This is a genomic window from Blautia sp. NSJ-140, assembly GCF_022868965.1.
Lineage (GTDB): Bacteria > Bacillota > Clostridia > Lachnospirales > Lachnospiraceae > Blautia_A.
Genome location: NZ_JALIFS010000015.1, coordinates 32,742 through 56,507, shown reverse-complemented (window position 1 = coordinate 56,507; position 23,766 = coordinate 32,742). Strand labels below are relative to the sequence as shown.

General features: G+C 43.1%; 17 protein-coding genes, 1 tRNA gene and 1 riboswitch. All 18 genes read right to left on the bottom strand.

Annotated elements, in window-relative coordinates:
• Window positions 1–197: 197 nt before the first annotated feature.
• Window positions 198–3,122, bottom strand: a complete 2,925-nt coding sequence (locus MUB50_RS15180) for a hypothetical protein (RefSeq protein WP_244791554.1) — start codon at window positions 3,120–3,122, stop codon at window positions 198–200.
• Between the two features lie 120 nt (window positions 3,123–3,242).
• Entirely contained in the window at window positions 3,243–3,500 is a 258-nt protein-coding gene (locus tag MUB50_RS15175; protein WP_118516109.1) for a glyoxalase, read from the bottom strand.
• Window position 3,501: 1 nt separating this feature from the next.
• Window positions 3,502–4,305 (bottom strand): HAD family hydrolase, encoded by an 804-nt coding sequence (locus MUB50_RS15170; RefSeq protein ID WP_244791552.1) that lies wholly within the window; start codon window positions 4,303–4,305, stop codon window positions 3,502–3,504.
• Window positions 4,298–4,963 carry an HAD family hydrolase gene (locus MUB50_RS15165; RefSeq protein WP_244791550.1) on the bottom strand — a complete coding sequence of 222 codons (666 nt, stop codon included), beginning with the start codon at window positions 4,961–4,963 and terminating at the stop codon, window positions 4,298–4,300. Before MUB50_RS15165 ends, MUB50_RS15170 begins: the two co-directional genes overlap by 8 nt.
• An 8-nt stretch (window positions 4,964–4,971) precedes the next feature.
• Window positions 4,972–5,577 (bottom strand): Maf family protein, encoded by a 606-nt coding sequence (locus tag MUB50_RS15160; RefSeq protein ID WP_118516113.1) that lies wholly within the window; start codon window positions 5,575–5,577, stop codon window positions 4,972–4,974.
• Window positions 5,578–5,729: 152 nt separating this feature from the next.
• Window positions 5,730–7,397 carry a glutamine--tRNA ligase/YqeY domain fusion protein gene (locus tag MUB50_RS15155; RefSeq protein WP_015525883.1) on the bottom strand — a complete coding sequence of 556 codons (1,668 nt, stop codon included), beginning with the start codon at window positions 7,395–7,397 and terminating at the stop codon, window positions 5,730–5,732.
• Between the two features lie 114 nt (window positions 7,398–7,511).
• Window positions 7,512–7,584 (bottom strand) — tRNA-Thr (locus MUB50_RS15150).
• A 164-nt stretch (window positions 7,585–7,748) separates the two neighbouring features.
• On the bottom strand, window positions 7,749–8,099 hold the full coding sequence (locus tag MUB50_RS15145) for a hypothetical protein (RefSeq protein ID WP_244791548.1): 351 nt from the start codon (window positions 8,097–8,099) through the stop codon (window positions 7,749–7,751).
• Between the two features lie 84 nt (window positions 8,100–8,183).
• Window positions 8,184–8,768, bottom strand: a complete 585-nt coding sequence (gene sigH / locus MUB50_RS15140; protein WP_244791546.1) for an RNA polymerase sporulation sigma factor SigH — start codon at window positions 8,766–8,768, stop codon at window positions 8,184–8,186.
• 36 nt (window positions 8,769–8,804) lie between these two features.
• Window positions 8,805–9,530 (bottom strand): 23S rRNA (guanosine(2251)-2'-O)-methyltransferase RlmB, encoded by a 726-nt coding sequence (gene rlmB, locus MUB50_RS15135; protein WP_227573913.1) that lies wholly within the window; start codon window positions 9,528–9,530, stop codon window positions 8,805–8,807.
• 10 nt (window positions 9,531–9,540) lie between these two features.
• Window positions 9,541–9,966: a Mini-ribonuclease 3 gene (locus MUB50_RS15130; protein WP_021650980.1), complete on the bottom strand. Its 426-nt coding sequence runs from the start codon at window positions 9,964–9,966 to the stop codon at window positions 9,541–9,543.
• Window positions 9,951–11,360, bottom strand: coding sequence for a cysteine--tRNA ligase (cysS, locus tag MUB50_RS15125; protein ID WP_138276310.1), 1,410 nt, complete (start codon window positions 11,358–11,360; stop codon window positions 9,951–9,953). Before cysS ends, MUB50_RS15130 begins: the two co-directional genes overlap by 16 nt.
• Window position 11,361: 1 nt before the next feature.
• Entirely contained in the window at window positions 11,362–11,853 is a 492-nt protein-coding gene (gene ispF, locus MUB50_RS15120) for a 2-C-methyl-D-erythritol 2,4-cyclodiphosphate synthase (protein ID WP_118516122.1), read from the bottom strand.
• Window positions 11,854–11,924: 71 nt separating this feature from the next.
• Window positions 11,925–13,190, bottom strand: coding sequence for a sn-glycerol-1-phosphate dehydrogenase (locus MUB50_RS15115; RefSeq protein ID WP_244791544.1), 1,266 nt, complete (start codon window positions 13,188–13,190; stop codon window positions 11,925–11,927).
• Between the two features lie 1,275 nt (window positions 13,191–14,465).
• Window positions 14,466–15,515: a GGDEF domain-containing protein gene (locus MUB50_RS15110; protein WP_244791543.1), complete on the bottom strand. Its 1,050-nt coding sequence runs from the start codon at window positions 15,513–15,515 to the stop codon at window positions 14,466–14,468.
• 299 nt (window positions 15,516–15,814) lie between these two features.
• A riboswitch (cyclic di-GMP riboswitch) is annotated at window positions 15,815–15,890 on the bottom strand.
• Window positions 15,891–16,053: 163 nt separating this feature from the next.
• Window positions 16,054–18,912 (bottom strand): ATP-binding protein, encoded by a 2,859-nt coding sequence (locus MUB50_RS15105; RefSeq protein ID WP_244791541.1) that lies wholly within the window; start codon window positions 18,910–18,912, stop codon window positions 16,054–16,056.
• A gap of 47 nt (window positions 18,913–18,959) precedes the next feature.
• A complete protein-coding gene (locus tag MUB50_RS15100) occupies window positions 18,960–21,902 on the bottom strand; it encodes a hybrid sensor histidine kinase/response regulator (RefSeq protein WP_244791539.1) in 2,943 nt (980 codons plus the stop codon).
• 5 nt (window positions 21,903–21,907) lie between these two features.
• Entirely contained in the window at window positions 21,908–23,758 is a 1,851-nt protein-coding gene (locus MUB50_RS15095) for an ABC transporter substrate-binding protein (RefSeq protein WP_138276313.1), read from the bottom strand.
• Between the last annotated feature and the right edge of the window lie 8 nt (window positions 23,759–23,766).

The following is a 23,766-nucleotide window of genomic DNA, read 5'->3' as shown; positions in this document are numbered from 1 at the left end:
CGGCAGAGCCGGAAACCTGTTGTTTTTTCAATAAATATATACTAATACGACTTTTTACAAAAGTCAAGAAAAATTTAGCACTCATCATTATAGAGTGCTAGTAACAGCATGTAAAACGGATCTCTATGTGCAAAAAAATCCCTCCGTACATTTTTTTGTACGGAGGGTGCTGTAAAACAATCTTCTACATTCTGTTCTTATTTTTTCTTTTTACGATATACAAGAATTCCTCCAATGCATACCACAGCCACGATCAAAATGATCACAAATGTCATGATCGGTGTACTGTCTCCCGTCTGCACTGCAGATTTCTGATTTGTCTGTGTCACTGCCGGACTCGGAGTCGCAGTAAGAACTGCTGCCTGTGATACCGTAAAAGTAACCGTACTTTCTGACTGTGTACCGGTATCCTTCCAGCTGGAGCCGTCATATTTCTGCTGTCCAAAGGTAACTTTCAGAGTATATTTTCCCGGCTTGCTGACACGGAATGTTGCGGTATAAGGTTCTCCATCCCAGGTACGGGTCTCTGTGATCTTCCAGCTCTTCGGCTGATATCTGGTATCTCCTTTACGCGGGTTTGTATTATCCATCCCTGCGCCAGCTGCTGTAAAGGTAATCTTTGTATTGGTATCATACTTGCCATTGGAATCAATTCCTGTGATCTTATTGTCCGATGCAGCGGCTTCCGTGCCCTGATATCCGTTTACTGTAATACTTACTGCGATCACTGTACTGATCTTGTTGGGATTCTTAACCCCATCCGGAAGAATGACAGTACCTTTTACATTAAATATCTGACGTTCTGCAGAAGACGGATCATAAGAAGATCCCTTAACATCCCATTTAACCGATGCCTTCTGCTCTCCCTTTGTTGTAGTGATCTTTACTGTTCCCGGAAGCTTCAGGGCTTTCTGGGTTTTCTGGGTTCCATTAGGAAGATCTTTGATATCGGATGGTTTTTTGATGCCTGTAAGGTTATTCGCTTTCTCACCGTTATCTGCTTTTTTCTTTGTAACGCTGAAATGAACATTTACATAAGCATCCACATTTGCATCATTGGCGATCACAATGTCTTCCAGATATTCCCCCTGTGAAAGTCCGCTGACCGGCTGTACGCTAAAGGTTGCATTATCTCCTGCTTCCAGCTCTGTGGCAGAAAGTGTACCAATTGTATATGCATTTGATGATGGCTGTTTCAGAACGATCTTTGTATTTCCGGTGTTGGTAACTGTAACTGTCTGCTCATCAGGAAGTTCCTTATAGCCTTCTTCTTTGGTTCCAAACTCCAGACTGTCTGTTACCGAAAGACCTGGCTCTGGCTCTGGATCCGGATCCGGTTCCGAAACTGTAAATTCAAGCCGGACTTCGCCCAGTGCGTTTCCGGTGTTCTGATCTGTCACAGAAATCAAACCGCTGTGATCTCCGGCCTGAAGACCTGTTTTGGGCTGTACGGTAAAGGTTGCCGCCTCATCTCCGGGATTGAGCACTTCCGCAGAAGGCTCTCCCACCACATAATCTTCCGGAACAGAAAGCTGGATTCGGATAGCCTCTGTGCCTGTATTCTTTACAGTTACAGTCTGTGCATCCGGTGCAGTCTCATAGCCCTGTTCCAGTGTTCCAAAAGACAGAGGACCTTCCGGTTTCACTGTTGCAGTAACTGTTTTTGGTGTTTCTGTCTTTACCATAACCGAAGCCGTCACTGTAGCAGATGCTTCAGTGCTTTCATCAGAAGCAAATACAAGTTCTTCCACGTATGGATCATCTTTTGCAGAGAGTCCAAGTTTAGGCTGTACGGTAAAGGTCTGCTCTCCTCCCTGCGCCAACTGGATATTTCCGCTGCTCTCCACTTCACTGACCGGCGCAATATCAAAAAACTCCGACTCAGGCTGTACTAACGTCACAGCTTCTGTACCTTCGTTTTTGATCGTGACTGTACTTGTTGTTTCTACCTTTTCATAACCGGCAGTCAGATCATCAAAAGGCAGTTCTGTCGGATTCGCAGTTAGCTTGTATATTTTTTCCGTTGCAGGGTCCGATGTTTCCCCGGGATCTGTCTGCTCATTATTTTCATTATCTTCGACTTTTTTATTTTCCGGTTCTTTTACTGTAAAGTCCGCTTCAAAGAAGACATCGGCACCTTCTTCTGTCTGATACGTGATCAGATCTTTGTATTCTCCAGCCTTCAGACCTTCTCGTGGTTTTACCCACACAGTAACACTTTCACCACTCTTTAATGGCGCATCATCAATATCTGCAGCCATGAAATTCTCCGGGGCGATCTCTTTAAAATTAAGATCTCCGGTTCCGGAATTTGTGATAGTAACCATCTGTGCTTCCGGAATTTCCGTATATCCTTCTTCCACGGAACCAAAATCCAGAATTCCACTTCCATCTTCCGTGTATGCAGATGCCGAATATGTCGGTTTCTCATTTTTTTCGGAAGCGTCTGCTGCTGTATCTGCGGAATCCGGTGTCTCTGTCTGACTATCTCCGGATGCATCTGTTTCATCGGTATTCTGAGACCCTGACTGTTCTCCGTTTCCGTTTACTTCTATAACAGGATTTTCTGTGGATTCCTGCTCATCTGTGGAACCCTGTGTGCCGGTATTTTCCTGTACATCCGCAGACTCTGTTTCTTCTGCCGGCTCTGTGGTTTCCTCAGGCTGAGCACTGTCAGGTTCCTCTGACGTTCCCGCTGCTTTGGATTCTTCCTTTTTCTTTTCTGCCAATGCTTTGGCTTCCTCTTCTGTTTCGGAAACTTCCTGGGTCGTCACCGTAAGCTCACCACTGACTCCCGTCTCTTCTTTTCCGGTAATCTTCAGAACGATCGGAAGACCCAGATCTTTTTCATCAATTTTATAAGTCTTGTCAGTTCCTACTTCTGTAAGTAGATCTCCGTCCTTTAATGACCAGGAAAAACTCACATTATCATCTGTGATCCCCTCCGGCTTGACCTTTGAGTAATCTGCACTTAAAGTAGACCCGATCGCAAGTGTTCCTTTGACCTTCAGCTTTCCATCAAGAGTTCCCGATGGAGCTGCAGTGGCAAATACCATCGATGGAAGCAGCGTTACCATCATAAGCACAGCCATGATGACTGCCAGCACTCTGCTTTTTTTCATATTCCATCCTCCTTTACATCATTTTATTTTCCCCACATTTACCCTTTCTACGCAGGGCTTTCTTTTTGCTGATGCAAGTTTATCATATTTAATTTTCAGAGGTGTAATCCCTGCTTTCCGTCAGCCTTCTACGATCATATATTTTCCGTCCGGAAGTTTGAACACTTCACTTTCTTCTTCCAGTTCCTTCAGGGAAAGCCCATCCACATCTGCGCCCATTCCATCCAGATATTTTTTTACATCCTTCAGGGAATCCAGCACAACTGCCATGCAATCCTCGAGGAACTCCTCTGCCTCCTCAAAATCCTCTGCTACCGGCTCATCAAAAAGCTGACCCTGTTTTTCCAGAAATGTCTGGACATATTCTTTCTTGTACATATTAAAGTACCTCCTTTATATCTCCGCCCGCCGCGATCAGTCTGCGAAGTACTGGTTCCACCTTCTCTGTTTCGTAGGAAGCAACCACCTTTACCCCAGGCTTCGCATGCTTCATGGCAAAGCTGTATTTTACAGATTTCATCATTTCAATATCATTGTATTCATCCCCAAACGCCATGCATTCATCCGGTCCGATTCCCAGAAGTTCCTGGTATTTGCGGATTCCTTTTGCTTTGTTCGTGGTAAATGGAACAAAATCCACCCACGCAAATCCGGATGTCACAACAGTACATCTATCCTTGAACCGTTCCCTCCAATACCGGATGGATTCCTCCGTCATTCCTTCTTTCTCGTAAACCGCAACCTTCATACAAGGCTCTGTGATCTCATCAAAACTCTTTATGATCTTACACTGGTTTTTTACTTCCTCGATCATCAGATGGCGATAATGTTCTGTCTTGGGCATGATATAATAAAAATCCTTTGTAGAACAGGAAAATTCCGCTCCGGGCTTTTCCCATATCGCCTGAATGATCTCACTGACCAGTTCTTTGTCGAAGCTGTCGCAGTACAGAAGCTTCTCATTCTGAACAGCAAGCCCGCCATTTTCACTGATAAATGCCATATCGTCCTTTACCGGTGCAAAAAGATTCCTCATATTGGCATACTGTCTGCCGCTGGCTGCCACAAAGAGGATTCCCATTTTTTTCAGTTCCTTTACCAGCGGAAATATCTCTTCCGGCAGCGTCTGTCTTCCACCGATGAGCAGCGTTCCATCCAGATCACTGGCAACCATCTTAATCATGCTGCTTCTCCTCATAAATAGTAAACAGATCACCAGGTACAACTGCTACAATATCTGCACCATTATTTTCAAGCTCTTCTCTGTCGCGGAATCCCCACAACGCACCAACGGTATACATTCCGGCAGCATTTCCTGTCTGCATATCTGTCTTTGTATCTCCGATATACATACATTCTTCCGGCTTTACGCCAAAATCTCCCGCGATTTTCAGTGGTCCATCCGGCGCCGGCTTTCTGCGGATCCCTTCCTGCTGTCCCATCACCTCATCAAACAGATCTCCATAGATCGCCTTTACCACTTTCTGTGCCGCAATATGAGGCTTATTGGAGCATACAGCCATCTTAAGGTCTGCATGTTTCAGCTTCTGAAGAGTTTCCGGCATATCTTTATATGGCACAACTTTATACAGCGGATCTTCATCAAATTTCCTGCGATAAAGTTCTCTGACTTCTTCGTAGTGTACCAGTTCCGGATCTCCTGCATCGATCAGGCATCTTCTGATCAGCATATCTGCACCTTCACCGCTGTAATAACGAAAATTATCTGCCGGCTGTGGTTTCAGGGAAAACTTTTCCATGATCTCATTCGCCACATATGCCATGGATTCCAGTGTATCCGCAATTGTTCCATCCAGATCAAATATACAAGCTTTTATCATTTTATCTTTCATCCTCTCAGGTTCATTCCCAATTTTTTTGTCTCATAGATCAGTCTTGCCACAGGCAGTCCCACCACGTTGTTGTAATCACCACGGATTCCCTTCACATAGGCTCCCCATGCGCCCTGGATCCCATAGCTTCCGGCTTTATCCATTGGGTCTTTGCTGTTTACATATTCCTTTATTTCTTCCTCTGTCGCCGGATAAAAGCTCACATCCGTGCACTCATGAAAGGTATGAGCTTCCCATCTCTCTTCTTCTCTTATCAGTAAAGTTACACCGGTATATACCTGATGCGTGTTCCCCTGCAGCATAGCGAGCATCTCTATTGCAGCTGTCTCATCTGCCGGTTTACCTAAGATCTTGCCCTCATAAGATACCACGGTATCTGCACCGATCACAACCACATCTCTCAGCTCCCGGTTCTCCTCTTCCTCCAGCGCATATGCCGTAAACATAGCTTTCTGACGAGAAAGTTCCTCCACCACTTTCGCAGGCTCTGCACTGGTGATCAGTTCTTCCCCGCTGGCAGGCTTCACTTCAAAGGTGACTCCTACCTGGCTTAAAAGTTCCCGCCTCCTGGGAGATGCGGAAGCAAGCACGATTTTCTTCATGTGTAATCCCTCTCTTTCCTGTGTTATCAGTATAACCGTTTCTGTAAACGGGCGCAACCGAAATGATGACGATAAAACAAAACAAGCAGTACACCCTGATACCTGTTCACGGTGTACTGCTGTCATATGTTTCGTATTCTTTTTGACAGTTTTTATGCTTTCGGTAATTTGAAAGAGCTCTTCAGAGATACAATGCGGTTAAATACCGGTGCTCCCTCCCTGGAATCATGGATATCTGCACAGAAGAAACCGTTACGTACAAACTGATAGCTGTCATAGCCTTTTGCTTTCAGAAGCTCCGGCTCTACATAAGCACTTGTTACCGTAAGAGAATTTGGATTTACATTAAGAGAACCATCTTCTTTATTGTAAACACCTTTTTCTTCATCTACGATATTTTCGTAAAGCCTTACCTCAACTTTACCTGCATTGGATGCTTCCACCCAGTGGATCGTTCCTTTTACCTTACGTCCGTCCGGTGCATTTCCACCCTTGGTCTCCGGATCATAAGTACAGTGGACTACACGGATCGTTCCGTCGTCATCTGCCTCGTAGCCTGTACAGGTTACAAAATATGCATTCATAAGACGAACTTCATTCCCAATATAGAGACGTTTGTATTTCTTAGGAGGCTCTGCCATGAAATCATCACGTTCAATGTAAAGTTCTCCACTGAACGGGATCTTTCTGGTTCCAAGTTCCTCGTTCTCCATATTATTCGGAGCTTCCAGATACTCAACCTGTCCTTCCGGATAATTATCGATCACAAGTTTGATTGGATCAAGAATCGCCATCATACGCGGACGTTTCAGCTTCAGGTCCTCGCGGATGCAGTACTCAAGCATTGCATAATCTACAGAACTGTTAGCCTTTGAAACACCACAGAGTTCTACAAATTTACGGATGGATTCCGGTGTAAATCCACGGCGGCGGAGTGCAGCGATGGATACAAGTCTTGGATCATCCCATCCATCTACGATACCGTCCTCAACAAGTTTCTTGATATAACGTTTACCCGTAACAACATTGGTCAGGTACAGCTTTGCAAACTCGATCTGCTTCGGTGGGTGCGGATATTCCAGTTCCTTTACAACCCAGTCATAAAGCGGTCTGTGGTCTTCAAACTCCAGAGTACAGATAGAATGTGTCACACCCTCGATGGCATCCTCGATCGGATGAGCAAAGTCGTACATCGGATAGATGCACCATTTATCACCTGTATTGTGATGTGTCATGCGGGCTACACGGTAGATGACCGGGTCACGCATGTTCATATTCGGTGACGCCATATCGATCTTGGCGCGGAGAACCTTCTCGCCATCTCCGTATTTGCCCTCACGCATCTCTTCAAAAAGCTGAAGATTCTCTTCTACAGTACGGTTTCTGTACGGGCTCTCTTTACCCGGCTCTGTAAGAGTTCCTCGGTACTCACGGATCTGGTCTGCAGTCAGGTCGCAGACAAAGGCCTTGCCCTTCTTAATAAGTTTCACTGCCGCCTCATACATCTGGTCAAAATAATCAGATGCAAAGAAAAGTCTGTCTTCCCAGTCTGCACCAAGCCATTTCACGTCAGCCTTGATGGACTCTACAAATTCGGATTTCTCCTTTGTAGGGTTGGTATCATCAAAACGGAGATTGAATTTTCCGTTGTATTTCTGAGCCAATCCATAATTTAAAAGAATGGATTTCGCATGTCCGATATGAAGATAGCCGTTAGGTTCCGGTGGGAAACGTGTATGCACGGTGTCATAAACGCCTTCTTCAAGATCTTTGTCTATAATATTTTCAATAAAGTTTTTGGAAACTGTTTCGTTCTCCATTGCTTTCCCTCCTAAATATCATCCTGATGTTTTATCTTATCATAAATCCGGAGTTTTTGAAACCCGCAAAACCTGTATTTAAACAAAAAATTGTCTGTTTTTGGACACAAAAAAAGCTGCTGACGGGAATCGAACCCGTGACCTCCGCCTTACCAAGGCGACGCTCTACCGACTGAGCCACAGCAGCTTGTTTCGCGACGTTTATGCCGCTCACAGTTGTTTATATTATCAGATGATTGTCATATTGTCAATACATTATTTTTATTTTTTTAAAAATTCATATTTTCATGATTATAGCACAAAAAATCCTGTGTGCTGCCGCTCACAGACACAGCACGCAGGATTCTCTTTTTACTCTTCTGTCTTTGTTTCTTCTGTTTCTGTTTCTTCTGCTTCGGCCTCCGATTCATCATCAGCAGATGTTTCCTCTTCTGCTTCTGTTGGTGCCTCTTCAGCATCCTCTGCCTCTTTGGAAACTTCTACAGTCTCAGATGCAGTCTTGTCCCAGTCCTGGAAGACTTCTTTCTCTTCTTTTTCTTCCTTCTTCTCGTCATCCTTGAAATCATCAAGATCTTCGAAATCATCCTCAAAGTCTTCTTCGCATACGGATCGTCTGGATACAAGTGCTGCGATAGCTCCTGCTGCGGCGGCGGTAAGCGCTCCTACTGCAACAAGTCCCCAGTATTTATTGATCTTTGCCATAATTTGGCCTCCTTTCTTATTCTGCTCCTTATGAATATTATTTTAATACTTTTACATTCAAAAGGAAAGAGGTATTTACTCTTCTCAAAAATAGCTTTTAATTTTCCCACGGATTCTCTGCAGTGCATTATCAATGGATTTCGGTGTTTTTCCAAGAATCCGGGCAATATCCATATATCCATTTCCATCCAGATACAATTGCAGTACCCTGTTTTCCAGAGGGCTCAGGCTCTTTTTTATTTCATTTTCGAGAGCCTCCACATTTTCCCGGTCGATCAGGATCGATTCCGGATTATCATACTCCACACAGGAATCTCTGAAACTTTCTTCCGCCTCTCCGTCGCTTAAAGACACATAAGTGTTCAGTGGCTGATGCTTCTGGCGGTTTGAACTTTTAATGGCAGTATAGATCTGTCTGTCAATACATATATTTGCAAAAGACTGAAAAGACGCCTCCCTGTCTGGCTGGTAATCACGGACTGCCTTAAACAGTCCGATCATCCCCTCCTGTATCAGATCATCCGTGTCTCCGCCTATCAGAAACATGGCACGAGCCTTTTTTCTGACCAGACCTTTATACTTTTCCATCAGATAATCTGCAATTGCAGATTCCCCTGCACGAAGTCTTTCGATAAGAGCTTCATCCGTCATCTCATTATATCGGCACATTTTTTCTCCGAACAGCTATGGCTGTATTTGATGTATTTATTTTGACAGTCTCTGTCTTACAATCTCAAAAGCAAGGACTCCTGCAGCTACAGAAGCGTTAAGGGAATCGATATCCCCCTTCATCGGGATCGCGGTAGTAAAATCACATTTCTCTTTTACAAGGCGGCTTACACCATTTCCCTCATTTCCGATCACAAGGCCAATAGGTCCTGTCAGATTCTGACGATACATCACCTCTCCGTCCATATCTGCACATACGAACCAGATGCCTTTTTCTTTCAGTTCATCAATAGTCTGTCCCAGATTAGCAACCTTGGCAACCGGTGTATAATTCAGTGCGCCTGCCGACGTCTTGGCAACCGTAGCAGTCAGTCCTACTGCTCTGTGTTTGGGAATGATCACACCATGAGCACCTGCAAGATTTGCGGTACGGATGATAGCTCCCAGATTATGAGGATCCTCAATATTATCAAGAAGAATGATAAACGGAGGCTCTCCTTTATCCTCTGCTTTCTTTAAGATATCCTCTACTGTGGAATAATCATAAGCCGCAACCTGTGCGATCACTCCCTGATGTGCACCAGTCTCGCTCATGGAATCCAATCGTTCCTTTGGAACAAATTTTACAATGGTATCATGTTTTCTGGCTTCTCTTGCGATGGTGCGGACCGGTCCGTCCTGACAACCATCCAGAATAAACAGTTTATCAACACATTTACCGGAACGAAATGCCTCAAGTACCGCATTTCTTCCTTCTATCATTTCAGTCAATTTAAATTTCCTCCTTCTCAAGTCCTGCATGGACCAGTTCCAGTATCCTTGAAAAATCCTCTTTCAGGTAAAGATATCCCATCAGCGCCTCAAACCCTGTGGCACGCCGGTAATCCGCCATGGTGGCATGTTTGGCCATGGTAGCGGAATGGGCATTTCTTCCTCTTCGATATACACTTTTTTCTTCTTCTGTCAAAAGTGGTTCGAGGATCTCCATCATACCCGACTGTGCAGATGCTTTTACAAGGCTGCTGGCTTTTTTGTGGAGACGATTTACCGGACAGTTCGCTTTTTTCACAAGAATAGTACGGATCACCAGCTCATAAACACCATCCCCGATATAGGCCAGTGTCAGCGGCGAATAAGTCCGAAGATCTGCGTCTTTCAGATCAAACAGCTCTTTAAGTTTCTTTAAGCTCTCTGCCATTTCACACCTTCTCTTGTATCTTTGAGGATGATACCTTTTTTCAGGAGCTCATCACGGATCTCATCTGCTCTCTTGAAATCCTTTGCCTTTCTTGCAGCCTGGCGCTCCTGGATCAGATCCTCGATCTCTTTGTCAAGAATCTCTTCTTTTTTCTCGATTTTCAATCCCAGCACATCACTGAGCTTAAAAAGTTCCTCATAAAGGCCACCTGCAAACTCTTTTGAGCTGTTCTCATCTACGTTTGTGTTGGCAAATTTAACAAGCTCAAAAATTGCCGCAAGCGCATCTGCGGTATTAAAATCATCATCCATGGCCGCTTCAAATTTGGTAACAAAACCTTCTGCCTCTTTGAGAAGCGCAAGCTCTTCCTCTGTGATATTCTCTGACGCCCCATTGTCTTTACGGTCACTGAGCTTGCCTGCCGCCTCAAGGATACGCTCCAGAGAGTTCTTTGCTGCTTCCATCAGATCTGCGCTGAAGTTCAGCGGACTTCTGTAATGTGCGTTCAGCATAAAGAAACGAAGGACCTGAAGATCATACTGTTCACCGATCTGACGAACGGTACGGAAGTTTCCGAGAGATTTGGACATCTTGCGGTTGTCGATGTTCAGGAAACCATTATGCATCCAGTATCTTGCAAAAATTTTACCATTGCAGCACTCACTCTGTGCGATCTCATTCTCATGATGCGGGAAGATCAGATCCTCACCGCCTGCATGGATATCGATCTCTTCTCCAAGATATTTCTTAGACATAACAGAGCACTCAATATGCCAGCCAGGACGTCCGTCGCACCACGGTGACGGCCAGGACGGCTCGCCCTCTTTCTTTGGTTTCCAGAGCACAAAGTCTAACGGATCTTCCTTCTGATCCTCACCGGACACCTTAAGAGAACGGAATCCTGACTGGAGATCATCCAGGTTCTTATGAGAAAGCTTGCCATAATCTTTGAATTTCTTTACACGGAAATAAACGGTCCCGTCAGCTGCCGGATATGCATATCCTTTATCAATAAGAGTCTGGATCATGTCGATCATGCCCTGGATCTCCTGTGTAGCCTGGGGTGCAGTTGTAGCAGGTTTTACATTCATATCTGCCATATCCTTCTTGCACTCTTTGATATAACGGGTAGAGATTTCCTCTGCGGAAACACCCTCTTCAATGGCCTTCTTGATGATCTTGTCATCTACATCGGTAAAGTTGGATACATAATTTACCTCATATCCTTTATATTCCATATATCTGCGCACCGTATCAAAAATGATCATAGGACGGGCATTTCCGATATGGATCAGATTGTATACCGTAGGTCCGCAGACATACATTTTTACTTTTCCTTCTTCCAGAGGTACAAATTCCTCTTTTCTGCGTGTCAGTGTGTTAAAAATCTTCATGTTACTCTTCCTCCAATTTCCCGATTCTGTACAGGGAGCAGATCGCCTGTGAGGAGATACCCTCTCCCTGTCCTGTAAATCCAAGGCCTTCCTCTGTTGTCGCCTTGATATTCAGCTGTGATATTTTAATCCCAAGTGCTTCTGCGATATTTTCTCTCATCTTCGGAATATGCGGCGCCATCTTCGGTTTCTGAGCAATGATGGTAGCATCTATATTTCCGATCGCATAGTCGTTCTCCTTCAGTAATCCGGCAACATGCACCAGAAGTTTCACACTGGAGATTCCCTTATATGCAGGATCTGTATCCGGAAAATGCTTTCCGATATCTCCAAGAGCCGCAGCCCCCAGAAGTGCATCCATGATCGCATGGATCAGAACATCCGCATCCGAATGGCCCAAAAGACCTTTTTCCCAGGGAATATCAACACCACCAAGGATCAGCTTCCTGCCCTCTGTCAGTTTATGTACATCATATCCCATTCCTACTCTCATCAAACCGTTCATCACTGCCTTTCCTGAAAATTTATGTCAAGTCAAAAGAACCTTTTATGAGCTGTTCCCGCTCAGTATGTGAGCATTTTCCGGAGTCTTAAAAGGCTCAGCCTTCTTCTTGTATACGGTGCAAGTCTGAGACTTTCCTCGATTGCTTTTCCCGGCAGTCCGATATCCCGGACTCTGCTTATGCAGCCGACGATACTCATCATCTCCTGCATATCTGTAACTGCCGGAAGAAAATCTATGATCTTAAGGATTTCCGGAAGTGCACCGGAAAATGTTTCTATGCTCACATCATCCAGAAGTTCCGGAGTGTTTTCTTTTTCAAGTGCTCCAAGAATCCCTTTTCTGCCGAAGGTCTCCTGCAGGAGTTCTCTGTCTCCGTCTGCAAAAGCATGCACTCTGCAGGTTCCTCTTCTGATAGCATCTGCAAGTTTTTTATATTCCAGAAGGACCAACATGGTTGCTGCTGAAACCTTCTCACCGTGAAGAGCATTCAGATGGCCATTGACCACTTCCATATCCCAGAGGTGGACCATATGGTGTTCCGCTCCGGATGCCGGTCTGGAGTTTCCTGTCATCTGCATGGCCAGTCCGGAAAGGATCAGTGCATACATCAGCTTCTCACATGCATCTTTCTCTCCTGCTGCGATTTCTTTCAGATTATCCTTAACAGTCCGGATCGCTTTTGTTTCCAGATTTACCACCTCTGTACAATAGTATTCATTCATAAGAATACTTGCTATCTTCCAGTCTGCCAGCGCAATGTATTTTCCCAGAATATCCGACACCCCGGCTGCTGTAAGCCTTGCAGGCGCCTTTGCAAAAATATCTGTATCCGCAAAAACAAAAAGCGGCGCAGATGCCTGAAATACTTTTTTTACACCATTCCAGGTCATGTCTGCTACTGTGGAAGTAAATCCGTCTGAACTGGCTGCGGTGGGCACAGAGACAAAAGGAATCCGGTACTGATGGGCAACAAAACGACTGAGATCATGGATCGTCCCTGCTCCAACAGCAAGAACAAGATCGATGTCCTCTTCCATATAATTCTCCACGATCTCCACGGCACGCTCATCTGCCTCAAGACCTTCAGCATCCAGGATCAGTACCTGACACCGGTCATAGATATCCTCCATCAGTTCCTCTGTAGCTTTGTAACTGTTCGTGTCACAGATCAGAAGCGGGGAAATATATTCTTTCAGATCACCGTCTGACATTTCCTTTTCCAGTTTCCCGATAGCTCCTGATTCAATTACAATTTCTCTAACGTCTATGTGGTGCTCCCTCCCGCAGCTGCAAGGTCGGGCAAAATCGTCCGCATCGACTCGCATGTACTTATGTCCTCCTGACTTCTTTTAATGATTCACAGCGTATTTCTCTGTTCGCTGAATGATACAATATTACAGTTTGGTATTATACAGGATTTTTTTTTATTACGCAACGATAGAGTTCAACTTGTTTCATCATATAGCAAAAATCCTTTATTTTCAAGAATTTCCGGTGTTTCTACGCCAAACAATGTTTCGTCTGGTTGCGTCTATTTTCTTTTGTTTGTCACAAAATTTGTCACAAAAATTGTCATAATAAAAAGCCACGCCCAATAAAGGGAATGGCTCTGATTATTACATTACATTTTCAAGCTTTTTCATTTCATTCTGTAAACGTGTAAATTTTTGCCCTAAATGTTCTGCTGACAAAAAAGCTCAAAAGCAATATAACGACCGGAAACGCAAAAAGAATCCTATCCAGATCGAACACAAAGCTATTGTTGATATGCTCCGCAATCGTGGCGAAGATTACAATGATTTTGTTACAGAATCCTACTATTACAGAGATTTGATTAAGGGAAAGAAAGTTTCTCCTTGCCCTAATGACTATAACTCTTCTATTCAAACTCAAAAGCAGTATGAAGAATGGTTAAAACAAAAACATCAAGAATTGACAAAAAGGCCAAAGAAACACCCGGTACATTAATTTGCACCGGGTATTTTTATATGTTCCATTCTGTTCTAAGTTGTGTTATACTGACTGCGTTGTCCAACCGAGACCCGGCAACGGGGGGAGGTGAACACATGGAAATAGTCATATCTTTTTTGGTGGCTGTTGCGGCAGGTGTGACTTGCCATCTCATTTGCAAATGGTTAGACAGTCATAACAAGGACAACGAATAGCCTAGTGGATGCTCAACCACTGAAATAAAAAGAGAAGAACCCTCGCATGTATTGGTGGTACATACGGGGGTTCGTTCTTTGTTCACATGGAACATCGTCATATCTTTTTTGCCTACTGGCATTATAGCATATGCCGATCATGAAATCAATATGCTTCGTCTTTGTAAATCCGTGATTTTTCCGCCGTTTGTCACAAAATTGTCACAAAATCATATTTTCAAAGCATCCCACACATCCAGAAATGCTTTAAAATCAACACTTCCCAGGCTTCACAGTATAAATATATTGCTTTCTTTTTTATTACGCAATAACGTGCTTTGACTTGTTTCATCTTATACCAAGAATCCTTTGTTTTCAAGGATTTCCAGTGTTTCTACGCAAAACAATATTTCGTCTGCTCGCGTCTATTATCTTTTATCTACTCTGAGCTGAAAGCTAATTATATTTCTTGCATATCTGTTTATTTTTATACATATAAGCATCTGCAGCATCCAATAACATCTGCATTGTACACGACATATCATCGGAGGATAATGCCCATCCGCATGCATAGTCGATTAGTATTTGATTTTCATAACTATTTAATCTGTCTTTTTCTCTGTTCAGGGATTTTAATATTTCCTTAATTTTCGCCTCGCTTGTATGATAAATGACTGCTATAAACTCATCTCCGCCATATCTTCCAACAAAATCCTTTTCTGGAATAACACTGCGCAAAAGCTTTGCGAAATTTAATATTAACTGATCTCCTGCGGAATGTCCCATTGTATCATTTACAGTTTTTAAATTATTTAAATCAAACATTATGCAAGCTGTAGGATCTGTAATTATATCTTTTTTATTAAGAAGCTCATTACAGGCATTTTTATTTGGCAGCCCAGTATGGGCATCTATGAATGCTTTCTGTTCCAGCAGTCTGTTTTGCATTGCCATATGCATTGCCCTTAGAGTCTGCATAATAACCAATATCACCAGACTCAACATATCAAGTGCCGACAAAAGCTCTATAGTACGAATCTTTACAGCGATCTTTTCTGAATAGCTTTCTGCGGAAGAGACAGTTTCATCTGCCATCGAAAAATATATTTCACTCATATTAACAATGTCTGTATTTTCGTATCCCTTGTTTCTTGCTGCTTCAATTTCTGTTTTCAATTTATCCCAGTAATCACTCTGGATTTGCAATTTTTCCTGGTATTCTTCATCATTGAGTTTTACCAGATCATAATGTCCATCCTGATATCTCAATCCAAGAAGAATATCATCCAAATATTTAATTAACTCTTCATCTTGGTTTCCTGTAATTTCTAATTTTACTTCACGCTGTGTAACTCCACGTACCAGACCTGCATAATTTATTACGCGTGCTGTCCCCTGCAGCCTACTAATCTGAATCATCATAAAAATAATAAGAACTACTAATATCAATATAAGGAAACTCTGTATAATACCTATTATATTTTTACTTTTCTTGTTTGTCTGCATTTCACAATTTATCCCAAACCTTAAATAATATTCATTTACTTTCCTACAGGAAATCAAATGACAGACTTTTGGCCAGTGAACTTTCATTAAGAATATTAATCTTTGAAGATGGAATGACAGTTGCAGCAGTTTTCTTGCTGCTTTATAACTTCCGCTAACATCAACAGCAGCTTATCAATCCACTCATGTCATTGATGTTTGGATCATAAACTGTCCGTGTACAAATATCGGGAAGATCATCTCCTGTTGATAAATCATTCCTCAAAAAAAGCACTGCCAGCCAGACAGTGCATCTCATTTTATGCAACTGGCTGCCATTTTACAGGCCCTGTAGCTTTGCGTCCCAGACTTTCATCTGGTTTGCCGATTTCCTTATTATAGCTTTTACACGTATACAAAAAAACTGGTTTTATTATACTATAGTGCTCTACTATATACAAGAAAAACATTACCGTTTTAACGTCCAAAAATAAAAAAAGAACAGCCGATATATATATCGAACTGTTCTCCCACTTCCGAAGTCCACGCAGCATTGACATTACCGTTCTATATATTTTGTGATGACAGATATTAAAATCCTCATATCAACCGGCTTCGCCACATGATCATCCATTCCGGCATTCAAAGCAGCCTGTACATCCTCTGCAAATGCATTTGCTGTCATTGCAATAATAGGGATCTCCTTTCCGTCCGGACGCTCCGACAGATTTCTGATAGCTTTTGTCGTTTCATAGCCATTCATTTCCGGCATCATGATATCCATCAAAATCAGATCAAAGGTCCCCGGAGCTGTATTGCAAAACTGTGCCAGGGCAGATTTTCCATCGACAGTCCTGGTTACGATCATCCCTTGTTCTTCCAGCAAAGCTGCTGCTATCTCTGCATTTAAATCATTGTCCTCTGCCAAAAGGATATTCCTGCCTTCAAGGATTTCACTGGCTGTTCCCGAGCTTTCATCGTGTTTTTTTGCATAATAGCTTTCATCCGCTATCCTGTGTTTTAGTGTTACAGTAAAGGTGCTGCCCTTTCCAGGCTCACTCTCCACATCTATTGTTCCGCCGAGCTGATCAACATATTTCTTTACGATTGACATTCCCAATCCGCTTCCTGTGATTTTGCTCTTTGTAGTGTTTCGCTCACGCGTGAATGCGTCAAAAATCTTTGTCAGATAATCCTGGCTCATACCGATTCCGGTATCGCTCACCCTGGTCCTTACCATCATGTACCCGGGCTCATCACATACTAATTCGTCTATGTTTACCATAACAGAACCACCGGATGGAGTATATTTTATGGCATTGCTCAGGATATTCGCAAATATTTCTTTTACCTTGGTAGTATCTGTCAGTATATGTTCATGCTCTACATTTATTGTGTAATGAAGTGCAATATTCTTTTTCTTTGCTTCATCATCAAATATTTCAAATAAAGTCTGCCGAATATCTTCAATCCGGCCATAGTTCTCATCAATTTCCATCTTTCCGCTCTCAATCCGGGCCATATCAAGTACATTATTTATGATTGACAGAAGAAGATTTCCCGACTGCCGCAATTTTTCCAGATGATCTGAAGTTTCAGGCAGATCCTTTCCTTTTAGTTCTTCCTCCATAAGCTGTGCATAACCCAGAATTGCATTCATAGGAGTACGGATGTCATGTGACATATTGTTAAGAAAACGAGTCTTTGCCAGACTGGCATCCTCTGCTTTTTTCAAAGCGATTTCCAGTTTGTCATTGAGTTTTTTTGTATTCTTTGCCGCAAGCTTTGCGACAGCTTCTGCTTTCTTTGCCTTCCGCAAAAGTACGAGGATAATACCAATGATAGTGAGTACAGAAAGTCCTGCTGTAACAAAAAAAGCGAGCATATTGTCTTTTATAAAGTCCAAAAATGTTACTTTATCTGCAGTACTGTCATAGATAGCAAGTGCACTTGTAAGCATGTCAGACGGCATAGCCTTTATAGTTTTATTCAGTATTGACAAAAGGCTTCCCTCTCCACCTCTTACAGCAAAGCATGCCTCCATTGTTTTTGTAAGTGGAACACTCTTGAAGTTTTGACTGTTATCATATATCAGCGCCTGGCTTGCTCCCATGAGGAAACAGTCTGCTTTTTCTTGGATGACCATATCTGCTGCATTGTCAAGCGAATCACAATCTACGATCTTCCATTCGGGATAGCTGAATGCAATATGCTGTTTTAAGGCATATTTTTCCTTTGGCACAGCTACAGTATACACCTTATTCTCATCAAATTTTTTCTCATCGGTTACGGCCATCAAACTGTAAGTCCAGGCTGTGTTTGTAAGTGCATATCCGTTTTGTTCTGCAAAATATGGATTCCTGCCGACATAAAAAATCATGTCAATCTCACGGTTCTGCAGTGCTTGAATCATTTCATCATAATTATCATATGCCTGTATATTAAATTCCAGTGTCTGATTTCCCAGACAATCTTTGGCATAGGAGATATATTCCGCCAGCATACCGGTAAGTTTTCCAGTCTCTTCATCCATGGAAAAGATTGCCGGATCATTGTTCAAAAATCCTATCCGGATACCTCCATGCTCTTCCACCCAGATCTTTTCTTTCCCTGTAAGAACCTGAATATAATCAAGTGTAAAATACTTCTTATACAGATCTGCCTTAAAAAAGGGACTATCCTGTTCCAGCTGACGCATAGCATAGTCCAGCTCCGTCTTGATATCGCTGCGTTCTTTATTTATTGCAAAATATATGCCTGATTTGCCAATCGTGGTAACGGATGATATTCCCTGTTCAGACCAGATAGATTCCTCCAGAGATACAAAACAGTCGATCTCATGATTTGCTAATTTCTTTTCGACATCATCATTATTATTCACATTTACATGTTCTGTATGTATGCCATTCTTATTTTCCCATTCTGTCAGCATGAGCTCAGGTTCTGTATCCATGAGCACACCTACACGTTTCCCATCCAGAGACTTGAGATCAGACATTCCAATATCCGTATCCGATAAATCAGCATAAAGGATATATTTTTCCTCCCCCATCGGTTCATCCGGGAAAAGCATCTTTTGTGCACGTTCATCGGTGTAAGAGATATCACCCATGATATCAATCTCACCATTTTCAAGCTTATCAAAACAGTCAGACCAGTCACATTTCACATACTCAAGTTTCCATCCGGTGTAACCTGCCAGAGCCTGCATGAGTTCGTATCCATATCCTCGTCTTACACCGTTTTTATCGACATAATTAAAGGTATCCTCAAATGAGCCGACACGGATGATCCGTGACTGCTTTTCATCGTTATTCGTCTCGGCAGCCCGGCATGGTACCGTCAATACCATCCATATTCCTAAAACCACAAATATACCAGCACATAGTACGATTGATTTTTTTCTACTTTTATCCATATTTTTTATTTCCTTTATTTGTGTGGTTTTTCTGATACTCCGAACACCTAATCCAGGTTCTTCTGCAGGATGCTGATCAATTCCTCTATGACAATTGGTTTGGACAGGAACCCATCCATACCACATTTCAGTGCTTTCTTTCTGTCCTCATCAAAGGCATTGGCAGTCATGGCAAGAATAGTAATTCCTGCCAGCGCCGGATCATCCAGCGCACGGATCTGTTTCGTGGCCTCATATCCGTTCATTACAGGCATCTGCACATCCATCAGCACAAGATCATAATTACCCGGTGTAGAATTTCGGACTTTCTGCACTGCCTCGACACCATTTTCGGCAGTATCAACCAGGAATCCATATTCATTAAGGATTTCCACAGCAATTTCGCTGTTCAGTTCGTTGTCTTCCACAAGCAGTATACATCTGCCCCTGAAATCCGAATCTACTGACGGAAGGATTGTATCCTCTGCCAGCTTCTGGCCGATAGCACTCATCAAGGTATTTCTGATATCTGACATGAACATTGGTTTTGCACAGAAAGCAGTCACTCCGGCCGCCCTGGCTTCCACTTCGATATCTGACCAGTCATATGCAGTCAGGATAATGATTGGCGTATCATCGCCGAGGCTGCGGATCTGGCGGGTAACTTCAATGCCATTCATATCCGGCAGACGCCAGTCGATGATATAAGCATGGAACGCATCTCCCAGTTCCATAGACTGCCGTGCACGTAGAACAGCTTCCTTGCCGGAAAGTGTCCATTCCGAACGCATTCCAACCCTCACAAGCATTTTTGTCACGCTGTCACAGGTATTAAAATCGTCGTCTACAACTAATGCTTTAAGTCCTTCCAGTTCTGCGATCTTCTCTATACGTTGATGCTCAGACTGAATCCGAAATGGCAGACGAACAATAAATTCAGTACCTTTTCCCTGTTCTGTATGAACCTCAATGGTACCGCCCATCATATTCACAATGTTCTTGGTAATGGCCATACCAAGCCCTGTGCCCTGGGTCCTGCTGACAGTGGAAGTCCGCTCTCTCTCAAAGGGAGAAAATATCTTCTTCACAAATTCCTGACTCATGCCAATTCCGTTATCCTTTACCCGGATTTCGTACAGTCCACTGCCTTTCTGTGTCCCAGGACACTGTCTGATCCGGACAGAGACGGTTCCTCCGGCTGGTGTAAACTTGACTGCATTAGACAAAAGATTCAGCAGTATCTGGTTCAGTCGCGTCTTGTCACAATAAACATCCTCATTGGTAACATCCATGGCATCCATATAAAGTTCCAGCTGCTTCGCATGGATCTGCCCACTGATGATCGTCTTCAGGTCATGAAGTACATCTGACAGACTGACCTCTGTTTCTTCCAGATGGATCTTTCCGCTCTCAATCCGGCTCATATCCAGGATATCGTTGATCAGTGAAAGCAAATGGTTACTGGAGGAAAGGATCTTACCCAGATAATCCCTGACTCTTTTCTTATCATCAATATTACTTACAGCCAGTGTCGTAAAGCCGATGATCGCATTCATTGGCGTCCGGATATCGTGAGACATATTGGAAAGGAAATTACTCTTAGCCCTGTTTGCTGTCTCCGCAGCACGTACTGCCTCAGAAAGTGCCTGATTCATATTCCTGTCAGAGGTACGGTCCGACATAACCAGAATATATTTCTTCTTCCGGTTCACCTCACTGCCCATTGCCACAATATGAAACCAACGCTGTTCTCCTGTTTTCTGATGAACATATTCAAAATCCCATTCCTTCTGTTCCGAAGTCTGGATTCCCTCCAGATAATTCTTCTTCGGATTCTCAGAATCCCGTGGATGCAGTTTTCCCAGAACATAAATATCCTTCCGGATCTGCTCTACCGTAAATCCCAACAGTTTTTCCACATTCGGGCTGACATAATCTGCCTCATATGTTTTGGCATCCAGCATCAGGAAAACATCATCCACATTCATTGACAGCTTTTGAAACAGCTCATCCCTGTACAGGATCTCTGTATCTTTTCTCCTGAGACTTGCCCTGCTTTTTTGAATGATAAGGCTGATAAAAAAGGCGGCAATACAGAGCACGATCATGCCAACAAGAAGCATTGTACTACGCTGCAGGCTATTCATACTGGCATTGACAATATCCGCCTGGACAAGTCCCAGAAACATCCAGTCCTGGATATCTGATTTTTCATAGACCAGATAGTAGCTCCTTCCATCCAGATTCACCAGCATCGCATCGGTACGTCCTGCTTTAAACTTTTCCGAAAGCTTATTGATCTCTTTTTCAGACATATCGGAATTCTCTCTCAGAACACCGAAGAAATTATACACATTCCCCCATGACTCAAAAGAATGATCGACCACAACACGGCCATCCGGATGAACAATAAAACTCTGGGCATTTCCATTAAAAGCAGAAATATCCAGTACATCTATGATATCAGAGTTTTCATAAGCAATGGCAATCGCATCATATTCAAATCCCTGATAAATTCCATGAGCCCTGGGTGTAGCAAAAACAAGTAGCTGGGATTTTCCGGGAACTGCTGCATTTGCTATCACATCATTTCCCTGCCGGATCTCCTCTTCAATATTTTCCTGTAATCCAAGATACCCGGTTTCGCCTGTTATCACCTTATAGTTCCCGTCAGCTGACAGAAAATAAAATTCTAAACATCCTGCATCTTCCTGCGCTTTCTTTATATAATCACGAATTTCTTCTTCACTGGCGGTATTCTGCAGATTCTCACCCCACATATGAAGATAGGTCAGGTTCTTATCTGTCAGTTCTCTCAGCATATTATCAGACTGATGAAAAACCTCCGTCAGATGAGATACACTTTCCTCATAAATAGTTTTCGACACAAATCCAAAATATTGGAAAACCATCAAAGCAATTCCCACCAAAACAGCTATAAAGACAGCTGCCTTTAATTGTTTTCTCCTGACAGGCTTCTTTCTATCTGTATTATGATTCTTAATATCCATTCTTCTCACCTCAGAGTCATATAATCTTCAGGTTCTGCAAGAATGGCATCACGATCTGAAACATATCCTGTCCAGGTATCTTTCACAGTGGTATCTCCTCCATCAAACACAATATTCTCATCTGCCGGATAAGCCTCCATGTATTTTGGTGTCGCAAGACAGGTTACCGTGAAAGTATCCTCATCCTGAATTTGTTTTCCGCCCGTTGTAACTTTGCTCAATGAGTAACCATCTTCTGTTTCCTTGATTTCCACAGAAATACCACTGACCACCGGCAGAGAGCCACGGTTAAACGGATTAAAGCCTCCCTCATAGCCTTCTACAAAGTTTTTAACTATCTCTTTCAGTTCAGCACCGCTCATCTTGCTGCTGTAAGCTGCCAGACCATTTGGCATGATCATATCACCTGCCATTTTTTCTGTATAACCGGCTTTCAGCACATTTCCGGTAAAGCTGTTTCCGGTTGCGATCAGTACATCCGTCCCATAGATGCCGCGCAGGGTGTTAGCCATAACAGAATAGGCTTCATTGCCTCCACCGGTATGGAAGCGATTGGAATAAGTTTTCTTTGAATCCAGCACAATATTCTCAGAAGTGGATTTTTTTTCAAGAAGCTGGGAATTAAATGACTGATAAGCCTGCTCTGCATCATATTCTCCTGAGATCATCTTAGAAACCACATCCTTGGAAACAGAGAAAAAGTCATTTGACGCAATACGGATATACATGTGGTTTTCCTCTATCACAGGTTTCACATCTTTCATATATTCCGTAAGATGGATATCCACATCCTGACTGTAGCTTAACAGATCCTGTCCATCACTAATGATCCGGTTCTGCGCATCCTCCGAAAGCATTGTGTTCAGTACCTTCATTGCTTTCTTTCGACGTGTCTCATCCTGTGTCAGATTGCGGTTTAAAGCCACCTGGAAATATGGTGTAGTCATAATCCACTTTTCACCGTTTTCCTGAAAGAATGGAAGAAACGTTGTGTTAATACCCTGATCCTGAAACATTTTTACACTGGCAGAGCTGCCAAAGTACATGGCAAGTCTGTTACTTTGATACATCTCAACTATATCATCATAAGTCATGTTCAGATCATCCTGGCTAAGCCCTGTATCCTGGATGAACTGTTTCATACGTTCAAAAGCCCCCGGCCAGACGGAACTGTCCAGACCTTCTCTCTCTGTATTATCCGGGCCACTGTAGGTAGTACGCCACTTACGTCCGGCCACAGAAGACAACTCTGATGCAGACAGCCCCTGCAACATCTCCATACAGGTATAATCATAATAATAATCTGCCGTAAACCCGCAAATCCCCACTTTGTCAAATTCCTGGCAGGCAGAGACAAAGCTTTCGTAATCTGTCGGAAGAGGGATATCATATTTTTCAAAAAGGTCTTTGTTCACTACAAAACCATGTGCATCCGCACACACGGGAAGCCAGTTTACGCTTCCATCCTCATTCATAAAATTGCTGAGGTATGTATCATAGACAGCCCCTGCCGCATTTGTTGTGGAAAGATCCATCAAACTGTCTTTCAGAGGATTTGCATCATGCAGTGAAAAACGACAGCAGGTTATAATATCCGGCAATCCATCATTTTCCTTAAGGAACTTGTAGAAATCCAGATCATTATTCCCTACTACAAATTCAACATTGATATCCGGGAGCTGTTCCTGGATGTATGGTGCATATTTTTCATACAGGTTTGTGCTCCACAAATACACCGTGATCGTATCTGCATCTTCTTTTTCCGCGCTCTTCCCGCCACAGCCTGACAAAAGTGATATAACTGCCACCATCACCAGGAACACCGGCAAAACTTTGTTCCATTTTTTCTTTTTCATTGGGATCC

Bases quoted from the DNA above. Each gene is read 5' to 3' on its own strand.
- MUB50_RS15180 (WP_244791554.1), bottom strand. From the start codon at position 3,122: ATGAAAAAAAGCAGAGTGCTGGCAGTCATCATGGCTGTGCTTATGATG.
- MUB50_RS15175 (WP_118516109.1), bottom strand. From the start codon at position 3,500: ATGTACAAGAAAGAATATGTCCAGACATTTCTGGAAAAACAGGGTCAG.
- MUB50_RS15170 (WP_244791552.1), bottom strand. From the start codon at position 4,305: ATGATTAAGATGGTTGCCAGTGATCTGGATGGAACGCTGCTCATCGGT.
- MUB50_RS15165 (WP_244791550.1), bottom strand. From the start codon at position 4,963: ATGATAAAAGCTTGTATATTTGATCTGGATGGAACAATTGCGGATACA.
- MUB50_RS15160 (WP_118516113.1), bottom strand. From the start codon at position 5,577: ATGAAGAAAATCGTGCTTGCTTCCGCATCTCCCAGGAGGCGGGAACTT.
- MUB50_RS15155 (WP_015525883.1), bottom strand. From the start codon at position 7,397: ATGGAGAACGAAACAGTTTCCAAAAACTTTATTGAAAATATTATAGAC.
- MUB50_RS15145 (WP_244791548.1), bottom strand. From the start codon at position 8,099: ATGGCAAAGATCAATAAATACTGGGGACTTGTTGCAGTAGGAGCGCTT.
- sigH (WP_244791546.1), bottom strand. From the start codon at position 8,768: ATGTGCCGATATAATGAGATGACGGATGAAGCTCTTATCGAAAGACTT.
- rlmB (WP_227573913.1), bottom strand. From the start codon at position 9,530: ATGATAGAAGGAAGAAATGCGGTACTTGAGGCATTTCGTTCCGGTAAA.
- MUB50_RS15130 (WP_021650980.1), bottom strand. From the start codon at position 9,966: ATGGCAGAGAGCTTAAAGAAACTTAAAGAGCTGTTTGATCTGAAAGAC.
- cysS (WP_138276310.1), bottom strand. From the start codon at position 11,360: ATGAAGATTTTTAACACACTGACACGCAGAAAAGAGGAATTTGTACCT.
- ispF (WP_118516122.1), bottom strand. From the start codon at position 11,853: ATGAGAGTAGGAATGGGATATGATGTACATAAACTGACAGAGGGCAGG.
- MUB50_RS15115 (WP_244791544.1), bottom strand. From the start codon at position 13,190: ATGCGAGTCGATGCGGACGATTTTGCCCGACCTTGCAGCTGCGGGAGG.
- MUB50_RS15110 (WP_244791543.1), bottom strand. From the start codon at position 15,515: ATGCAGACAAACAAGAAAAGTAAAAATATAATAGGTATTATACAGAGT.
- MUB50_RS15105 (WP_244791541.1), bottom strand. From the start codon at position 18,912: ATGGATAAAAGTAGAAAAAAATCAATCGTACTATGTGCTGGTATATTT.
- MUB50_RS15100 (WP_244791539.1), bottom strand. From the start codon at position 21,902: ATGGATATTAAGAATCATAATACAGATAGAAAGAAGCCTGTCAGGAGA.
- MUB50_RS15095 (WP_138276313.1), bottom strand. From the start codon at position 23,758: ATGAAAAAGAAAAAATGGAACAAAGTTTTGCCGGTGTTCCTGGTGATG.